Origin of the sequence: Pelagibius sp., assembly GCF_028281305.1 — a bacterium.
In the GTDB taxonomy this organism is placed as follows: Bacteria; Pseudomonadota; Alphaproteobacteria; order Kiloniellales; family Kiloniellaceae; genus Pelagibius.
Window position 1 is genome coordinate 1 of record NZ_JANQKD010000023.1, and the last position, 16,968, is coordinate 16,968.

The window sequence follows — 16,968 nt, forward strand, 5'->3', positions numbered from 1 at the left end:
AGGCGAGCACGACCGGCCCACGCTCTTCCTCTGTTACACGGTGAAGGGCTACGGCCTGCCGCTGGCCGGCCACAAGGACAACCACGCCGGCCTGATGACCCCCGACCAGATGGCGGCCTACCGTAGCGGTTTCGGCGTTCGGGAGGGACAAGAATGGGAGCCCTTCGAAGCGCTGGCCGCCCCGCGCGCAGAGGCGGAGGCCTTTCTCAAGGCTGTGCCCTTCAATGCCAAGGGCCGGCGGCGCTACCAGGCCGCCGTGGTGCCGGTGGCGCCGCTGCCGGCACCGGCGGGGGAGGTGATGTCGACCCAGGAAGGCTTCGGCAAGATCCTCAACGAGCTGGCGCGGGAGGACTCGCCCTTGGCGCAGCGCATCGTCACCACCTCGCCCGATGTGACGGTGTCGACCAACCTCGGCGGCTGGGTGAACCGCCGCGGCCTCTTCAATCGCACGCCGCTCGGCGACACCTTCCGCGACGAGAAGGTGCCTTCGGCGCAGAAGTGGATCATGAGTCCGCAAGGCCAGCACATCGAACTCGGCATCGCCGAGATGAATCTCTTTCTGCTGCTGGGTGCGCTGGGGCTCTCGCACTCCCTCTTCGGCGAACGGCTGCTGCCCATCGGCACGCTCTACGATCCCTTCATCCAGCGGGGCCTCGATGCGCTGAACTATGCCTGCTACCAGGACGCCCGCTTCCTGCTGGTGGCCACGCCGTCGGGTGTCACCCTGGCGCCGGAGGGCGGCGCGCACCAGTCGGTCGGCACGCCGCTCATCGGTTTGGCGCAGGACGGCCTCGCGGCCTTCGAGCCGGCCTTCGTCGACGAGCTGGCGGCGATCATGACCTGGTCTTTCGACTATATGCAGCGCGACGGCAAAGGGGAGTCCTCGGGTCCCTGGCTGCGCGACGAGAACGGCGGTTCGGTCTACCTACGCCTCTCGACCCGGCCGCTGGAGCAGCCGAAACGCGCCCTCGACGAGGCTCTGGCCCAGGACATCATCAACGGCGCCTACTGGCTGCGCCGCCCCGGACCCAACTGCGAAGTGGTGATCGCCTATCAGGGTGCGGTGGCCGGGGAGGCTATTGCGGCAGCCGGACTGATCGGCGAGGACCGGCGCGATGTCGGCGTGCTGGCGGTGACATCGGCCGATCGCCTCAGCGCCGGCTGGCATGCGGCGGAGCGGGCGCGCCAGGAGGGGCGGCGGGACGCCCGCTGTCACATCGAGACCTTGCTGGCGCCGCTCGACCGGGACACCGGACTCGTGACCGTCCTGGACGGCCATCCGACGACCCTCTCCTGGCTGGGCGCCGTCCAGGGCCACCGGGTCCAGGCGCTGGGTGTCGAGCACTTCGGCCAGACCGGCACGGTCGACGACCTCTACGCCCATCATCGCATCGACACCGCTGCAATCGTCGCCGCCGCCAACGCCGCCTCGGCCGGCCGTCCGATCCGTTACCTCCGCGCCGTGCCTTAGGCTTTGGTTAACCAACGTCTTTAGAAAGCCGCCCAACAGACGGTTCTGTTTGCCTTTGGCGGGTGCCCTTCCTATCTAACGGACGGGTATAGCGAGAGGTAGAGCATGAATCCCCAAAGTCTTTTGGAGCAGTTTCTCGGGCCCAATGCGGCCGGTGCCGCGGGTGGGGCGGTCCAGAACGCCAAGGGCAAGCTGGCCAACAGCGGCCTCGGCGGCGTCGCCGGGGGCCTGGCAGCCGGGGGCCTGCTGGGCGTTCTGATCGGCAACAAGAAAGCACGCAAAAAGGTTGGGAAACTGGCCGGCGGCGTTGTGGGCTATGGCGGCGCGGCCGCGCTCGGTGCGCTGGCCTACCGCGCCTACCAGAATTGGCAGGACGGCAAGCAGGCGCCCCAGCAGGTGCCGCAACAGTCGCCCGGGGCCGGTCCCGCGGGACAGGTGACCTATCAGCCGGCGCCGGACGCAGCCGGCTTCCCCAGCGCGCCGCCGCCGGCGGGATCGAAGTTCCATCCCGAAGCCGCACCGGCCAGCGACGGAAAGCCTTTCGAACTGGCGCTGGTGATGGCGATGATCGCTGCCGCCAACGCCGACGGTCATATCGATCCGAACGAGCAGAAGTCGATCTTCGAGCGGGTGGGTGAACTGCCGCTGGATGCCGAGGAAAAGGCCTTCGTCTTCGATGCGCTGGCCGAGCCGCCGAGCCTGCAGGACATCGCCGGTCTGGCCCAGGGTCCGGAGCAGGCGACCGAGCTCTACCTCGCCTCGCGCCTCGCCATCGATCCAGACCATCCGATGGAGCAGGCCTATCTGGAAGCGCTGGCAAGCCGCCTTTCGCTGCCGGCGGACCTGGTTGCTCATCTGGAGGGGCAGGTGGCCGGCATCCCCGCCTGATTCTCCGGTCCAAACCTTAGTGGCCCCATAGGCGCAGTGCCGCCTATGGGGTCTTTCGTGTCTGGGGTGCAGGTTTGCCCCTTGGATCGCGGCTGTTGCTGCTACTCGCTCCGCCGCCGTTTCCGGCCGTGGCGTTTTGCTTTCGGCACCTGCTGTTCGATGCCGTCGAGCAAGGTCTGGAGCATGGTCTCGTAGATTCCGCCGGGCCGCTGCTTGTGATAGAGGGGGAGCAGGCGGCTGGTCACCGGAAAGTCCTCCGCCGGCAGGGCCTGGACCTCGGCCAGATTCTCAGCCGTCGCCGGCTGCAGCAATCCGCCCAACTCCGCAGCGGCGAGCCCCAGAAGGCTGGCATAGAGGCCGCAGCAGATCTGCGCCAGCTGCGCGTCCTCCAGTCCTGCGTCTTCAAGCGCCTGATAGATCGCCTCGGCATGGCGGTAGTCGGCCGGGCCGGTGACCCAGAAGCGGTTCAGCAGCGGAAAGGTCTCCGGATAGCGCAGCGCCAGGTCGCGGTACTGCCGGGCGAGATCGGCCAGGCGGTCGCGCCAGGGCAGCTCCGGGTCGACGGGCCGCAGCTCCGCGTTCAGCAGATCCGCCATCGCCCGTTCGAGCCCGGTCTTGGAGCCGAAGTGGTAGAGCACCGCCATCGGATCGCAGCCGAGCTTCGCCCCGAGCTTGCGCAGGCTGAAGCCGCGTTCCCCTTCCGCTTCCTGCAAGGCCACAGCGGCGCGGACAATCTCCTCCACGGACAGTCCGCGTGGACCGGGGCGCGGATTTTTCTTTGGCAAGGCAACTCCGTTCTTGAAATCTCTACACTGTAGAATATATCTCTACAGCGTAGAGATCAACGCACTTGCCAAGGGCTGGTCAGTGGCTGTCCCATGATGCTGAACCGGAGGAAGATCGAGATGCCGTCCGTTGCACCGGAGAACCTGTCGCCACGCCAGCGCGTGCTCAGCCTTGCGGCCGTCATTGCCTCGACCGTGGGCGTCGGCATCTCCTACGGCATCGGCTACCCGATCACGGCGCTGACCTTCGAAAGCTGGGGCACGCCGAGTTGGTACACCGGGCTGGTCGGCAGTGCGCCCGCCCTTGCCATCCTGCTCTGTCTGCCGTTCTTTCCGAAGTTGGTGGGCGCCCTTGGAACGATCCGGGCTATGGCGCTGGGTTGTGTGCTGGTCGGCGGCGGCTTCCTGCTGATGCCGGTCTTCCCTTCGCCGGAAGCCTGGCTTGTGCTCCGCGCCATCATGGGCGCCGGCATCGCGCTGCCCTGGCTGGTCGGGGAGACCTGGATCAACACGGTTGCCAGCGACAAGACGCGCGGGCGCATGATCGCGCTCTATGCCATCGTGCTCTTCGCCGGCTTTGCCGCCGGCCCCTTCATCCTGGAGACTATAGGGATCGACGGATGGCTTCCGTTTCTGATCGCGGCGGGTGGAATCCTCCTGGCCGTGGTGCCCATCATGGCCGCCGCACATCTGGCGCCGCAGATGCCGGAGCATCCGGAGACCGGCGTCTCGGGGGCTTTCCTGCTGGCGCCCATCGCCATGGTGGCGGGCGTCGTCGGCGGCCTGCTGGAGATGGGGCACTTCGCCTTGCTGCCGGTCTACGCACTGCAGTCCGGCATGTCCGAGACCGAGGCGCTGCACCTGCTGACGCTTTTTATGGTCGGCGGTATCGCCTTGCAGTTCGTCGTGGGCTGGTTGGCCGACCGCGTGTCGGCGCAACGGGTCCTGATCGGCGCGGCTCTGGCGTTTGCGGTGCTGGCTGCCAGTCTGCCTCTCATCACTGAGCCCTGGTTGCGCGCGGCGGCGGTGTTCACGCTCGGGGGCCTTGGCATCGGTTTCTATACCTTGGGGCTGGCCTTCATTGGACAGCGGGTCCGGGTTCACGACTTGGCCGTTGCCAATGCGGCCTTCCTCATCACCTATCAGGTGGGGGCGATGGTAGGCCCTTCCGTTGGCGGGATCGCCCTGGACCTCTGGCAACCGCATGGCTTCGTGGCGGCCATGGCCATTGCGGCTCTGCTGGGCGCCGGAGCGATGGCCTTGGCGGGGCGCCGTCGCGACAGCGACAGGGCCGGGCGCCGTCGCGGCAGCGACAGGGCCGGGCGTCGTCGCGACAGCGACAGGAATGTCGCTCCTAAGGACGCCGGCTGCGGCCTTCCCGCGCGAGACTGATCCCCTTAAACAGAGCCCCCAGTAGGGTTCTCGGAAGGGAGGTCACCATGAGCAGCTGGCTGCCGCGGGAGATCGAGGCGCAGCGCGAAGCGCTGCAGCAGGTGCTGTTGCCGATCGCTGAGGCGCGGGGCCTGCCCAATGCGGCTTACACCTCCGAGAGCTTCGCCGCGGTCGAGTGCGACCAGGTGCTGGCGCGGGGCTGGACCTGCATCGGCGTTGGCCGCTGGGTCCCGCAGCCCGGCGATCTGCGGCCGGTCCGGCTTCTCGGCCTGCCGCTGCTGATGCTGCGCGATGCGGCGGGCGGTCTGAAGGTCTTCCACAACGTCTGCAGCCACCGCGGGCTGGAGCTGGTCGCGGCGCCGGGGCGTTCCAAGGGGCTGATCCGCTGCCCCTATCATTCCTGGAGCTACGACCTGGACGGCAACCTCAAGGCCACGCCGTTCGTCGGCGGTCCCGGGACCCGGGACTGCCCGGGTTTCGACAGGACGCGCCATGGCCTGAAGCCCGTGCGCAGCGCCGTCTGGTGCGATGCGGTCTTCGTCGATCTCTCCGGCGAGGCGGAGGATTTCGAGACCTTCATCGCGCCCCTGGCTGAGCGCTGGGGGGCTTTCGACGGGAGCCGCCTGCGCCACGGCGGCGCGGACTCAGCCTTCACCATCGAGGTTGCCTGCAACTGGAAGCTCGCAGTGGAGAATTACTGCGAGGCCTATCACCTGCCTTGGATTCACCCCAGCCTGAACCAGTACTCGCGCCTGGAAGACCACTACAACATCGCGGTTGAAGGCCACATGGCGGGGCAGGGCAGCACCGCCTACCGCCCCACCTTGAGCGACGACGGCCGGGCCTTTCCCGAGCATCCCGACCTGCCGGAGACCTGGCGCGGTGCGGCGGAGTATCTGGCGCTCTTTCCCAACGTGCTCTTCGGCATTCACGCCGACCATTTCTATACCGTGGTGCTGGAACCCCTGGGGCCCGACCGCACCCGCGAGCACTTCGAAATCTATTACTTCGGCGAGGCGGCGCTGGGTGACGACCTTGCCGACCTGCGCGCCGCCAACACCCACCAGTGGCGCGGCATCTTTGAGGAGGACCGCGGCGTCGTGGAGGGGATGCAGGCCGGGCGCGCCTCGCCGGCCTTCCGCGGCGGGGTCTTCTCGCCGGCGATGGACGGCCCGACCCACTGCTTCCACCAGTGGATGGCTGGCCGCTTGCTGACCTGAGCGCAGATCGGGGACCGCCGGAACCTGTGGACAGCTTCCGATGCGCGGTCGTAAGCTCTCTGTGAGGTTGCAACGACCACAGGAGCTTAACCCATGGCCGCTGCGAAACCGGGCCCTGGAAAGAAACGCGCAGCCGCGGCGAAGCGGCCGCCGAAGGCTGACGCGACGGATGGAAACCCATCCGAGGAGCAACGCGACGTCCTGCGGGCGCTCATTATCGAAACCGCGCTCGACATTGCCGAGGACTGGGGCTGGTATGACATCCGCCTGCATCACGTGGCCGAGCGGCTGAACCTTCCGCTTGCCGCCATCCGCGCCGAGTTTCGCGACGGCGATGCGATCGCCGACGCCTGGATCGCGCGGGCGGACACGGCGATGCTGGCCGGGCAGGAGGCGGGCTTTGCCGCCTTGCCGGCGGAAGAGCGCCTGCAGATCACGCTGGAAGCCTGGCTCGATGCTCTTGCCCCGCGCCGCAAGGTGACGGCGGAGATGTTTCTGGGCAAGCTTTGGCCGGTGCATGTGCACCATAACCTGAAGCTCATCACCTGGACCTCGCGCACGGTGCAGTGGTGGCGCGAGGCGGCGCTGCTGGACGGCAAGGGCCAGCGCCGCTCGGTCGAGGAAATGGGCATGACCCTGATCTTCCTCTCAACTCTGGCCTGTTGGTGCCGTGACCGTTCGGAGGGACAGGAGCGCAGCAAATCCTACCTGCGGCGCAGCCTCAAGCGCGCCGACGGGCTGATGGCCCGGGCGTTCCGGGCCCGGCAGCGGTTTGCGACCTAAGGTGCGCTAGCTCTCGCTGCATCCCGGCGCGCCGCGCGCTGCCTACGCAATCTGCAAAGAAATCGAAGTAATACCGTCATCATATCGTCATGGGCTGGCTGTAGAGCTTGAGGCGTTCCGTGCGGCGCCGCAGGGCTCAGGGGGGCCTGCCCATGTCTGTGATTACCCGATGTCTGTGATTACGCTGTCGCGCGTCCGCAAATCCTTCGGCGCAAAGACGGTTCTTCAGGGTGTCGATCTCGATATCGGCGAAGGCGAGATGGTTGGTCTCATCGGGGCCTCTGGCTCCGGCAAGTCGACTCTGATCCGCCTGATCTGTGGCCTGGAGCGCATGGACCGCGATACCGACGGCCGCATCGCTCTGTTCGGCAAGGACACGCAGATCAACGGCCGCTTCAGCGAACACAGTGAAGCCCTGCGCTGCGATGTCGGCGTGATCTTTCAGCAGTTCAATCTGATCAGCCGCCTGGCGCTGATCACCAACGTGCTGGCCGGGCGGCTGGGCCGGATTCCGCGCTGGCGCGGTTCGCTCGGTCTGTTTCCGCGCCAGGACAAGGTCAAGGCACTGCAGGCGCTCGAGCGGGTGGGGATGATCGAGCAGGCGCACCAACGTGCCTCCACGCTTTCCGGCGGTCAGCAGCAGCGCGGCGCCATCGCCCGGGTGCTGACCCAGGAAGCGCGGCTGATCCTCGCGGACGAGCCCATCGCCTCGCTGGATCCCGCCTCTGCAAAGCTGGTGATGTCGACCCTCAGGGAGATCAACCGGCAGGACAAGACGACCGTGATCGTCTCCCTGCATCAGATCGACCACGCTTTCGAGCACTGCGACCGCATCATCGCGCTGAAAGGCGGCGAGGTTATCCACAACGGCCCGACCGACGACATCACGCCGGCCGATATTGCCGATCTCTACGGTGTTGAGACCGGCAGCCTGGACCTCATCAAGGCGCGGCCGGCCAAGCCGGCGGCGCCCGCGCCGGGCCGCCCCGGCAATGGACTGGATCATCAGGACGACCTCGCCGCGCGCTCTGCCGCGAGCCTCTGAGATTCGCCTACCAAGCCTTCTTTGCATCTGACTGACAGGAGTAAATGATGCTCAAGACCCTTACCGCATCCGCCGCCGGCATCGCGACGGCGTTTGCTCTCGGCGCCACCGCCGCCAAGGCCGAAATGCCGGAGCAGCTCAACTTCGGTATCATCTCCACGGAGTCTGCCACGGTCCTGGAGGCATCCTTCACGCCCTTCCTGGAGGACATGGAGGAGTCGCTGGGCGTGACGGTGAAGCCCTTCTTCGCCTCTGACTACGCCGGCGTCATCGAAGGCATGCGCTTCGGCAAGGTGGACGTTGCCTGGTTCGGCAACAAGTCGGCCATCGAAGCCGTCGACCGTGCCGGTGGCGAGGTCTTCGCCCAGACCATCAAGGACGACGGTTCGCGCGGCTATCACTCGCTGCTGATCACCCACAAGGATTCCAAGCTGAATTCGCTGGAAGACGTGCTGGCCTGCGACCAGACCCTCAGCTTCGGCAACGGCGATCCGAACTCCACCTCCGGCTTCGCGATCCCCGGCTACTACGTCTGGGCGCTGAACAACAAGGAGCCGGAAGACTGCTTCGCGCGGGTGACCAACTCCAACCACGAAGGCAACGCCATGGCGGTGGCCAGCGGCAAGGTCGACGTGGCGACCAACAATACCGAATCCATCTACGCCCGCCTTGCCAAGACCAACCCGGAGGCTGCTTCCAACATCAAGGAGATCTGGCGTTCGCCGATCATCCCCTCCGACCCCATGGTCTGGCGCAAGGAGCTGTCCGCCGAAGTGAAGCAGAAGATGTACTTCTTCTTCATGCAGTACGGCCGCTTCGGCGACCTCGACAAGGTCAAGCGTGAGCGCGAAGTGCTGGCCAATCTCTCCGACGGCTGGGGCCCCTTCCTGGCGTCCTCCAACGCCCAGCTTCTGGACGTGCGCCAGATCGAGGCCTTCAAGGACAAGATCAAGGCCCAGAACGCCGGTGACGAAGAGGGCGTGAAGGCCGCCGAGGCCAAGCTTGCCGAGTTGCAGGCTTATTCCGGGATCGTCGGCCAGGCCGGCTACTGATCCTCTCGTCCCGGGCGGCGGGGGCGGAAACCTTCCTCAGCCCCCGCCGCCTGTGGGCGCCATCGACTTCTTTTCAAGCAGAACCAGCCGTTAGGGGCGCCCGCCCATGTCACTCGCCAGCGCCAGTCCCGCCGCCAAGTCCCTTGAGATCTCTCCCGAAGTGCGCGAAGCCCTGCGGCCGCGCTGGAGCGGCTTTCTCAACAAGGGCGTGATTGCGCTGGTCATCGCCGTGTTGCTGGGGGTCTCCTATTATCCGGCGGAGGTTGACCGCTGGACCTACCTGATCACCGACGCAGACAACATGGCGGTCTTCATCGGCGACTTTCTCAGGCCCGATTTCACGGACCTCGAACTCTTCGTGCTGAAGATGGTTGAGACCGTGCAGATCGCCATCTGGGGCACGTTCCTCTCCATCGTCGTCGGCGTGCCCTGCGGCCTCTTGTCGTCCAACAACATCGCGCCGGTGTGGATCGTTCAGCCGATGCGCCGGCTGATGGATGCTGCCCGCGCCATCAACGAGCTGGTCTTCGCAATCCTCTTCGTCGCCGCCGTCGGCCTCGGCCCCTTTGCCGGGGTGATGGCGCTGTTCGTCCATAACCTGGGCGTGATCTCAAAGCTCTTCTCCGAGGCGGTGGAGGCGATCGATCCGCGCCCGGTGGAGGGCATCCGCGCCACCGGTGCCAGCCGCCTGCAGCAGGTGATCTACGGCGTCATCCCCCAGGTGCTGCCGCTGTGGAGCAGTTTCTCCCTCTACCGCTTCGAGACCCTGGTGCGCTCCGCCACGGTGCTCGGCATCGTCGGCGCCGGCGGCATCGGCTTCACGTTCTATGAGTCCTTCCGCGCCTTCCAGTACGACCGCGCCGCCGCCGTCATCATCGTGGTCGTCGTGGTGGTCTCGATCATCGACATCCTCTCCTCACAACTCCGCAAGCGCCTGATCTGACGCCATCGTTACAGCTTGCGCCTTGCCAAGGCGCGGGGATCGGCTGAGACTTGCACCCAAGAACACCGCGCCGGGTCGCTTCCCGGTGCGAACAACCGGGGCGAGGAAACGCGATGATCAAATGCGGCGTGGTCGGGCTGGGCGACATGGGCAGCGGCTTGGCGAAGAACCTCATTGCCAAGGGGCTTCAAACGGCGGGCTTCGATCTCTCGGAGCAGCGCATGAACGCCTTTACCGAGATGGGCGGGCAGGCGGCGCAGGGTCCCGCCGATGTCGGCCGCCAGGTCGATGTGGTCTTCGTCATGGTGATGACCGGCGATCAGGCCAAGGCCGTGATCCTGGGGGATGGGCTTGCATCCACCTTGCAGCCCGGTTCCGTGGTGATCCTCAGCGCCACGATCCGCGCAGCCGAGGCGCGGGAGATCGCCGACGGCTTGGCGGGCAGCGGGATCGACCTGATCGATTCCCCGGTCAGCGGCGGCTTTCCCGGTGCCCAGGGCGGCACGCTGACCATGATGGCCGCCGGCTCCGACGCGGCGATGGAGAAGGCCCGCCCGGCCATGGAGGCGGTGAGCAAGACCATCCATAAGGTGGGTACGGAGCCCGGCATGGGCCAGACCGTCAAGGCCTGCCTGCAGTCGCTCATCGGCGGGGTGTTCTCGGCCACCTTCGAGGCGGCGGTCCTGGCGGCGAAGGCTGGCGTCCCCGGCCAGGTGCTCTATGACGTGGTCTCCACCTCCAGCGGCGGCAGCATCGCCGCCAACACGGCGCTGGAGAAAATCATCGACCGGCAGTTCGTCGGCACCGGCAGCCAGATCAGCACCATGCACAAGGACCTGACCATCAGCCTTGATCTGGCGCGGGAACTGGGCGTGCCGCTGTTCACCGCCACCGCGGCCATGCAGCTCTTCCAGGCCGGCAAGACCAAGTACCCGGAAGGCGACAACTGGATCGTCACCCGCGTGCTGGAGGAGATCGTCGGCGCCGAACTGAAGCGCTAGGGCCTGTAGCACAAACGATAAGGTCGAAGCAGAAGCCCTTCGAGACGGCCCCCGGATGCGATTGAAAGGGGGCCTCCTCAGGGTGAGGCAAGGTAGTGCGGGGATTGACCTCATGCTGAGGAGCGAAGCGTCTCGAAGCACGAGGTCAATCATCGATCCGGCAGCTTACGCGGCCTACCTGAAGAAATGGGAGGGCGAGACTTCATGAAACTGGGCGTCATCACCGACGGGATCAGCCGCGACTTCGAACACGCGCTCACCGTCATGGACGAATTCGGCCTGGACTACGCCGAACTGCAGTTCGTCTGGGACAAGGAGGTGGGGGATCTCGACACGGCGGAACGGACACGCGTCTGCGACCTCTTGGAACGCCACGACAAGAAGGTCTCCAACATCTGCCATCACGTCTTTGCCGGGATGCCGATGACGACCAGGCCCGGCGAGCCGCTGCACGTGAAGCACATGGACAGGCTGAAGCGCTGCATCGAGATCGCGCGGCAGGTGGGCTCGCCCAGGGTGCGCATCCTCTCCGGCAAGAAGGAGATGATCCTCTGGGGCCTGCACGGCGCCGAGCAGTGGAACGTCGCCAAGGGCGCCTGGGACGCGCTGTTGCCGCTGATCGCCCCGGCAATTGAGCTTGCCCGGGCGGAGGACGCGCAGTTGGTCGTCGAGACCGGCAACGGCACCATGGTGAACTCCTGCTGGACCGGCAGGCGTCTGATCGACGATCTGGGGGCCCAGGACGTGCTGACCGTGCTCTGGGACCCGGCGAACAACTGCTGGGCCCACGAGGATGCCTGGCCGGAGGGCTACGAGACCCTGGGCAGCGCCGCGCCGGGCGGCTATCTCGGCCACATGCACGTGAAGGACGTCCACGCAGACACGCCCAAGGCAACGCTGGAAGTGCGCCCGTTCGGCGAAGGCCAGCTCGCCGCTCAGTGGGAGCCCCTGGCCGGTGCCCTGAAACGCGACGGTTACGACGGCGTGATTTCCTACGAAAGTGTCTATCATCCCGGCGACGGCGACTTCGAGGCGGGGTTTCGCGGCTCCGTCGCGCGTTTCAAAGAGATCTTTCAATAGAGGACAAGCGCGCAGTGAACCGCCGGCGCATCGCGCCCGACTTCCTTTCAGGTGCAACACGGGAGTCCTGCGCAGTCGATGATCGCGCTATTGAAACGGCAGCTTGAAGTCTGGCGCTGGGTGGGGGAGATGGAGTTGGATCTTTCCCGCCTGCCGATAACCCTGCGCCAGGCGCCGGCACCGTTGAACGCGATGCTCTTGGCCGTGCTGGGGCTTGCCGGCATCGTGACCGCTGTCGTTGCCGGCGCAGTGCTGGGCACCTCCGGCCAGCTTCATTCGACGGCGGTTCAGCTTCTGACATTGCCACCGCTCGGCGGCGGCATCGGCCTGCTGTACGTCGCCGTGTTATCCCATAGATCAAGGCGTGACCTCGCCTTTGCATCAGACGGCGTGACGGTCCGGGGCCGATGGCTTCGCCGGACGGAGAACTGGTATGCGCCCTACAGCGCCTTCGACGGCGTGGAAGCCAGGGCGGAGCGGGTGCTGCGCGGGCACTTCTACCGCATCTTCCAAGTCATCGAACTGCGCCACCCGGAACCAGAGAAATCGATCCCGCTGTTCGTCTGTGCCGCCGATAGCGGCCCCGGCGAAACGGTTCTCCGGCAGAAGGCGAGAGATTACGCGCAAGCTATTGGTATTTCTGTGCTTTAGGGTCGTGTTTCAGACAGAGCTTTAGGCCCCTTCGACCGCCACCTTATCCCTGTAGAAGGCGAGGTGGTTCTTCACCCCGGCCACCATGAGCAGGGGATCGGGGTAGAACCAGGCCGCCCGTTCAAGCAGCTGGCCGTCCACCGCGATGTCGTGGTAGGCGGCCTCGCCCTTGATCGGGCAGAAGCTGTGATGGTCGCAGGGGCGCAGCACGGTTTGGTCCACGTCCTCCAGCGGAAAGTAGATCACCGGCGCGTAGGTCTTGCGCGGTGACACCTCTTCCAGGATGAGCGCACGGCTGCTCCGCGCGACAACCGTATCGCCGACCCTGGCGACGTAGTGCTCCTGTGCCGCAGTGACGGTGGCGCGGTGGGCTGGCTCGGACATAAGGGATCTCCTGATTTGGGCCGGAGCACGCTCTAGCTGCGTGGGCTCTCCGGGAGATGTTCGCGCTTCAGCTCGATGATCTCGAAGGTCTTGCCGGCCTGCACGATGGGCTGAGGCGGACCCTGCTTTCCATGGTCGAAAACCTGGCTGACCAGGATAAAGGCGATGTCCTCAGACTCCGCGTCGCGGCGAAACGGCAGCATCAGGCGGCGGGTGTCGAGGGCGCGCCCTTTGTCCCACTGAAAGCGGCTCTGGGAAAAAATCGGGCCGCGGCGGGCAATGCACTCGTCGAAGAGCCCGCGGATAAAGCCGTGGTACTCGCCCTCCATGATCTCGTCCAGGCGCTGACCGGTGAAGTCGCCGCCCCAGGCCTCCACCATGTCGGTGCCCACCAGGCGGAAACAGAGCGCGTCGTCTTCGATCCGCTCCACCAGCACCAGCGTGGAGAGCGCGCGTGGAAAGGCAACGGGGTCGAAGGCCGCGCGCGGCGGCACGGCGCCGAGGGCCGCCTGTTCGCGGCACCAGGCGTCGTAGATCTCTTGCTGCCGTGGGTCCAGGGTCACGGGCTTAGGGTCTCAAGCGCGGCTGCCAGCCAGCATAAGGCCGATTCACCGGCTGCGCCAAGCCGCGCGCCGGGCGGGGCGTCCGCCAGGTTGTTTTCATTCTCTCTTTAGAGGGGCAGCGTGTAGCCGGTCTTCACCGTCGTGTAGAACTCGGCGGCGTAGCGGCCTTGCTCGCGCGAGCCGTAGCTCGATCCTTTTCGCCCGCCGAAGGGGACGTGGTAGTCAACGCCCGCCGTCGGCAGGTTCACCATTACCATGCCGGCCTGGGCGTGCCGCTTGAAGTGGCTGGCGTGCTTCAGGCTGGCGGTGCAGATCCCCGATGACAGGCCGAAGGCCGTGTCGTTGGCCACATGGAGGGCCTGGTCGTAGTCGTCGACGGCGATGACCGAGGCGATGGGGCCAAAGATTTCCTCCTGGTTGATGCGCATGGCGTTGTCGGTCTCGGTGAAGAGGGCAGGCTGCAGATAGAAGCCCTGGGTCGCGCGGTTCAGGCGCTCGCCGCCCCAGGCGAGCTTGGCGCCCTCATCGCGGCCGATGTCGAGATACTTGAGATCCTGGTCGAGCTGGGACTGGTCGACCACCGGGCCCATCTGGGTTCCTTCCAGCAGGGCGTTGTCCACCTTCAGCGCCTGCATCTTCTCCACCAGGGCATCGACGAAGGCATTGTGGATGCCCTTCTGCACCACCAGGCGCGAGGAGGCCGTGCAGCGCTGGCCGGTCGAGAAGAAGGCACCGTTGAGGGCGCAGTCCACCGCCGTGCCGAGGTCGGCATCGTCCAGCACCACCAGGGGGTTCTTGCCGCCCATTTCCAACTGCACCTTGGCGAGGCGGGCGGCGCAGTTCGCGGCGATGCGCTTTCCGGTCTCCACCGAGCCGGTGAAGGAGATGGCGGCGACGTCCGGATGGTTCACCAGGGCCTCGCCGACCACCGAGCCCTTGCCCATGACGAGGTTGAAGACGCCTTCCGGCACGCCGGCGCGCTGGATGATCTCGGCCAGCGCATGGGCGGAGCCGGGGGCGATCTCCGCCGGCTTGATGACCACACAATTGCCGTAGGCCAGCGCCGGGGCGATCTTCCAGGCCGGGATGGCGATGGGGAAGTTCCAGGGCGTGATGAGGCCGACGACACCCAGTGGCTCGCGGGTGATCTCCACGTCGATGCCCGGGCGCACCGAGGCGATCTTCTCGCCGCTCTGGCGCACCACCTCGCCGGCGAAGAAGTCGAAAATCTGGCCCGCGCGCATCACCTCGCCGATGCCCTCGGGCTTGGTCTTGCCCTCCTCGCGGGCCAGCAGTTCGCCCAGCTCTTCCTTGCGGGCCATGATCTCGGCGGCCACCGCGGCCAGCATGCCGGCGCGGGCCTGAATGGAGCCGGTCGACCAGGCCGGGAAGGCGGCCTTGGCGGCGGCGACGGCGTCGTTCACCTGGCCGGCATCGGCGCGGGCATAGCTGTCGATCACGTCGTCCAGGTCGGAGGGGTTGATGTTGTCGACAGCGTCCGGGCCTTGGACCCAGGACCCGGCGATCAGGTTGTTCTGCACGATGCGATCTCCTGAAAGGAAAGAGTTGCCAGAAAATGATGGTTTTCAGAGCCGTATGGGCAATGACTCTGACGTCAGGTTAACAGTCCGCGCTGGGCCAGGTTGCACATCAGCGCCAGGCTGCCGAAGGTCCAGGGGGCGATCTTGTCGCAGTGGTTCACCCGGTTCACCAGCGCTCCCAGTTCCTTGGAGCGGATGGTGACGATGTCGCCCGGCTTGTGGGTGAAGCCCTCGCCGGGCACCTCCCGGTCCTGAACCGGCGCGAACATGGTGCCGAGAAAGAGCACAAGCCCGTCAGGGTATTGGTGGTCGGCGTTGAAAGCCTGTCGCACCAGCTCCTCGGGGCTGCGGCTGATGGCGGAGAGCGGATAGGTGTCGGCGATGGTGAAGCCGTCCTCGCCGGTCACCTCCACCTCGATGGCGGTCCGGGCGAGGGCGGCCATATCGAAGCTCTCGTCCAGCAGACGGATGAAAGGCCCCAGCGCGCAGGAGGCGTTGTTGTCCTTGGCGCGGCCCAGCAGCAGGGCGGAACGTCCCTCTACGTCGCGCAGGTTTACGTCGTTGCCGAGCGTCGCACCGACGATCTCTCCCCGCCCGTTCACCACCACGGCCGCCTCGGGCTCCGGATTGTTCCAGACGGAGGTGGCGAGGATGCCGATCTCGGCGCCGGCCCCGACGGCGGACATGGGTTGCGACTTGGTGAAGATCTCCGCGTCCGGGCCGATGCCGACCTCCAGATACTGGGACCATTGGCCGCGTTCGATGAGGCTCTCCTTCAGCCTCGCGGCCTCAGGCGAACCCGGCTTCAGGCTGGCGAGCTGGGTGCCGATCTCCGCAGCCAGGCTCTCGCGGATAGCCTCGGCCTGGGCGGGGTCGCCCTTGGCCTGCTCCTCGATCACCCGCTCCAGCATCGAGTCGACGAAGGTCACGCCGCTGGCGCGCAGGGCCTGCAGGTCGCAGGGGGCGAGGAAATAGGCGACCCCCTCCCGCCGCGCATCCCAGGCGGAGTTCGACAGGATGGCTTCAAGCTCGCCGATGGCCGTCAGCTTGCCGCCGTGAAGCGCCGCGCGGATGCGTTCGGTCAACTCCTCCAGGTCGAGCAGCGCCGAGACGGTGGGCGCGAGCGCAGAGAGGTCGTGCACCACGTCATCCGCCAGCACCACCGGGCTCGGTCCGGCGGGCGTACCGGGCAGCCAGGCCCGCCCGATCAGCAGGCCTGAAGTCTTGTCGTCGGGCAGGATGAAGTCGGCGGAAAGGTCCATCGGGCAGGTCTCGCTGAAGGCATCTTTGGAACCGGCGCTCTTGAAGCGGGGCGCCGTGAGGAGACCGGCACTTTAGAGCCTTCGCCGGGCAGTTTGAACCTTTGTCCTGCGGCGGCGATATCACGGCGTCGGCTCGGCGCAGTTCGATGAAAAAATCTCTGGAATTTTCATGACGGGAAAGGCAGGCTCAAGTTCCAGGGTCTCAATGGGGCCAGGATCTCAATCGGGCCCGCGTTTCAATCCGGAGTAGGCAGGATGAGCCAAGGCAACGGCCAGCAGAACGTCATGGAGGCGCAGGACGCAGAAAGTCTGACCGGTGCGCTTGCCTCCGGCGTCGGTCGGGATCTGCGGGCCTTGCGCAAGTCCCGCGGGTTGACGCTGTCCGATCTTGCAGCCGAGGTCGGCCGTTCGGTCGGCTACCTCAGCCAGGTGGAGCGGGGACTCTCGGAGCTTTCCATCAGCGACCTGCGGCGGCTTGCCGGCGCGCTGGGCGCGCCGCTGTCGTGGTTTTTCGTGCACGAGGGCGTGCCGCCGGAGGAGCGCGGTATCGTCGTGCGGTCCAGTGCCCGGCGTCCGCTGGGACTGGCAGCCGACGGCCTGACGGAAGAGCTGCTGTCGCCGGACCTGGGCGGCGCCTTCGAAGTGATCCGCAGTCTTTTCGAGCCCGGCGCCGAGCTGAAAGAGCCGGCTCTGCGCGATACGGAGGAGACGGGCTACGTCGTCTCCGGCGCGCTGGACCTCTGGATCGGTGGGCGGCAGTTCCGCCTGAAGGCCGGAGACAGCTTTCGCATCGAACGCGAAGCCTTTCGCTGGCGCAACCCCGGGCGGGTGCGCGCCGAGGTGATCTGGGTGATCGCGCCGCCAATCTATTGAGCCGCCTCAGAAACGGCCGTCCGAAGGGGAGAAA

The 16,968-nt window shown here is 66.4% G+C and carries 16 protein-coding genes and 1 pseudogene; 12 read left to right on the forward strand and 5 right to left on the reverse strand.

Annotated elements, in window-relative coordinates:
* A pseudogene (locus tag Q0982_RS05900) lies at positions 1-1,471 on the forward strand (transketolase); the annotation flags it as partial.
* A gap of 105 nt (positions 1,472-1,576) precedes the next feature.
* The gene (locus Q0982_RS05905; RefSeq protein ID WP_299392863.1) at positions 1,577-2,359 is read left to right on the forward strand and encodes a tellurite resistance TerB family protein; all 783 of its coding nucleotides are present in this window, start codon (positions 1,577-1,579) and stop codon (positions 2,357-2,359) included.
* A gap of 101 nt (positions 2,360-2,460) precedes the next feature.
* Here the strand turns inward: Q0982_RS05905 and Q0982_RS05910 are convergent, their stop codons facing one another.
* The gene (locus Q0982_RS05910; protein WP_322096962.1) at positions 2,461-3,078 is read right to left on the reverse strand and encodes a TetR/AcrR family transcriptional regulator C-terminal domain-containing protein; all 618 of its coding nucleotides are present in this window, start codon (positions 3,076-3,078) and stop codon (positions 2,461-2,463) included.
* Positions 3,079-3,264: 186 nt separating this feature from the next.
* Between Q0982_RS05910 and Q0982_RS05915 the strand changes: the two genes are divergently transcribed.
* The 9 genes from Q0982_RS05915 (at position 3,265) to Q0982_RS05955 (ending at position 12,311) form a co-directional block, all read left to right on the forward strand.
* Positions 3,265-4,536 carry an MFS transporter gene (locus tag Q0982_RS05915; RefSeq protein ID WP_299392867.1) on the forward strand — a complete coding sequence of 424 codons (1,272 nt, stop codon included), beginning with the start codon at positions 3,265-3,267 and terminating at the stop codon, positions 4,534-4,536.
* Positions 4,537-4,583: 47 nt separating this feature from the next.
* Complete coding sequence (locus Q0982_RS05920; protein ID WP_299392869.1) at positions 4,584-5,756, forward strand: aromatic ring-hydroxylating dioxygenase subunit alpha; 1,173 nt, start codon at positions 4,584-4,586, stop codon at positions 5,754-5,756.
* 93 nt (positions 5,757-5,849) lie between these two features.
* Complete coding sequence (locus Q0982_RS05925; RefSeq protein WP_299392870.1) at positions 5,850-6,539, forward strand: hypothetical protein; 690 nt, start codon at positions 5,850-5,852, stop codon at positions 6,537-6,539.
* A 169-nt stretch (positions 6,540-6,708) separates the two neighbouring features.
* Positions 6,709-7,584 (forward strand): phosphonate ABC transporter ATP-binding protein, encoded by an 876-nt coding sequence (gene phnC / locus Q0982_RS05930; protein ID WP_299392872.1) that lies wholly within the window; start codon positions 6,709-6,711, stop codon positions 7,582-7,584.
* Between the two features lie 47 nt (positions 7,585-7,631).
* Positions 7,632-8,636 (forward strand): phosphonate ABC transporter substrate-binding protein, encoded by a 1,005-nt coding sequence (phnD, locus tag Q0982_RS05935; RefSeq protein ID WP_299392874.1) that lies wholly within the window; start codon positions 7,632-7,634, stop codon positions 8,634-8,636.
* A gap of 106 nt (positions 8,637-8,742) precedes the next feature.
* A complete protein-coding gene (gene phnE / locus Q0982_RS05940) occupies positions 8,743-9,579 on the forward strand; it encodes a phosphonate ABC transporter, permease protein PhnE (RefSeq protein WP_299392876.1) in 837 nt (278 codons plus the stop codon).
* 113 nt (positions 9,580-9,692) lie between these two features.
* Positions 9,693-10,580: an NAD(P)-dependent oxidoreductase gene (locus Q0982_RS05945; protein ID WP_299392878.1), complete on the forward strand. Its 888-nt coding sequence runs from the start codon at positions 9,693-9,695 to the stop codon at positions 10,578-10,580.
* A gap of 204 nt (positions 10,581-10,784) precedes the next feature.
* On the forward strand, positions 10,785-11,660 hold the full coding sequence (locus tag Q0982_RS05950) for a sugar phosphate isomerase/epimerase (RefSeq protein ID WP_299392880.1): 876 nt from the start codon (positions 10,785-10,787) through the stop codon (positions 11,658-11,660).
* A 78-nt stretch (positions 11,661-11,738) separates the two neighbouring features.
* Entirely contained in the window at positions 11,739-12,311 is a 573-nt protein-coding gene (locus Q0982_RS05955; protein WP_299392882.1) for a hypothetical protein, read from the forward strand.
* A 21-nt stretch (positions 12,312-12,332) separates the two neighbouring features.
* Here Q0982_RS05955 and Q0982_RS05960 read toward each other — a convergent pair whose 3' ends face one another.
* The 4 genes from Q0982_RS05960 to Q0982_RS05975 form a co-directional block, all read right to left on the reverse strand.
* Complete coding sequence (locus Q0982_RS05960; protein WP_299392884.1) at positions 12,333-12,695, reverse strand: DUF427 domain-containing protein; 363 nt, start codon at positions 12,693-12,695, stop codon at positions 12,333-12,335.
* A 32-nt stretch (positions 12,696-12,727) separates the two neighbouring features.
* Positions 12,728-13,258, reverse strand: coding sequence for a PAS domain-containing protein (locus Q0982_RS05965; protein ID WP_299392885.1), 531 nt, complete (start codon positions 13,256-13,258; stop codon positions 12,728-12,730).
* Positions 13,259-13,365: 107 nt separating this feature from the next.
* Positions 13,366-14,799, reverse strand: coding sequence for an aldehyde dehydrogenase family protein (locus tag Q0982_RS05970; RefSeq protein WP_322096963.1), 1,434 nt, complete (start codon positions 14,797-14,799; stop codon positions 13,366-13,368).
* A 74-nt stretch (positions 14,800-14,873) separates the two neighbouring features.
* Positions 14,874-16,061 (reverse strand): fumarylacetoacetate hydrolase family protein, encoded by a 1,188-nt coding sequence (locus Q0982_RS05975; RefSeq protein WP_299392888.1) that lies wholly within the window; start codon positions 16,059-16,061, stop codon positions 14,874-14,876.
* A gap of 255 nt (positions 16,062-16,316) precedes the next feature.
* On the opposite strand from Q0982_RS05975, the gene Q0982_RS05980 reads away from it, so the two are divergent.
* A complete protein-coding gene (locus Q0982_RS05980) occupies positions 16,317-16,934 on the forward strand; it encodes a helix-turn-helix domain-containing protein (protein WP_299392890.1) in 618 nt (205 codons plus the stop codon).
* Positions 16,935-16,968: the final 34 nt, after the last annotated feature.

What these genes read in the sequence shown, in the direction of transcription:
- Q0982_RS05905 (WP_299392863.1), top strand. Translation starts at nt 1,577, where the DNA reads ATGAATCCCCAAAGTCTTTTGGAGCAGTTTCTCGGGCCCAATGCGGCC.
- Q0982_RS05915 (WP_299392867.1), top strand. Translation starts at nt 3,265, where the DNA reads ATGCCGTCCGTTGCACCGGAGAACCTGTCGCCACGCCAGCGCGTGCTC.
- Q0982_RS05920 (WP_299392869.1), top strand. Translation starts at nt 4,584, where the DNA reads ATGAGCAGCTGGCTGCCGCGGGAGATCGAGGCGCAGCGCGAAGCGCTG.
- Q0982_RS05925 (WP_299392870.1), top strand. Translation starts at nt 5,850, where the DNA reads ATGGCCGCTGCGAAACCGGGCCCTGGAAAGAAACGCGCAGCCGCGGCG.
- phnC (WP_299392872.1), top strand. Translation starts at nt 6,709, where the DNA reads ATGTCTGTGATTACGCTGTCGCGCGTCCGCAAATCCTTCGGCGCAAAG.
- phnD (WP_299392874.1), top strand. Translation starts at nt 7,632, where the DNA reads ATGCTCAAGACCCTTACCGCATCCGCCGCCGGCATCGCGACGGCGTTT.
- phnE (WP_299392876.1), top strand. Translation starts at nt 8,743, where the DNA reads ATGTCACTCGCCAGCGCCAGTCCCGCCGCCAAGTCCCTTGAGATCTCT.
- Q0982_RS05945 (WP_299392878.1), top strand. Translation starts at nt 9,693, where the DNA reads ATGATCAAATGCGGCGTGGTCGGGCTGGGCGACATGGGCAGCGGCTTG.
- Q0982_RS05950 (WP_299392880.1), top strand. Translation starts at nt 10,785, where the DNA reads ATGAAACTGGGCGTCATCACCGACGGGATCAGCCGCGACTTCGAACAC.
- Q0982_RS05955 (WP_299392882.1), top strand. Translation starts at nt 11,739, where the DNA reads ATGATCGCGCTATTGAAACGGCAGCTTGAAGTCTGGCGCTGGGTGGGG.
- Q0982_RS05960 (WP_299392884.1), bottom strand. Translation starts at nt 12,695, where the DNA reads ATGTCCGAGCCAGCCCACCGCGCCACCGTCACTGCGGCACAGGAGCAC.
- Q0982_RS05975 (WP_299392888.1), bottom strand. Translation starts at nt 16,061, where the DNA reads ATGGACCTTTCCGCCGACTTCATCCTGCCCGACGACAAGACTTCAGGC.
- Q0982_RS05980 (WP_299392890.1), top strand. Translation starts at nt 16,317, where the DNA reads ATGAGCCAAGGCAACGGCCAGCAGAACGTCATGGAGGCGCAGGACGCA.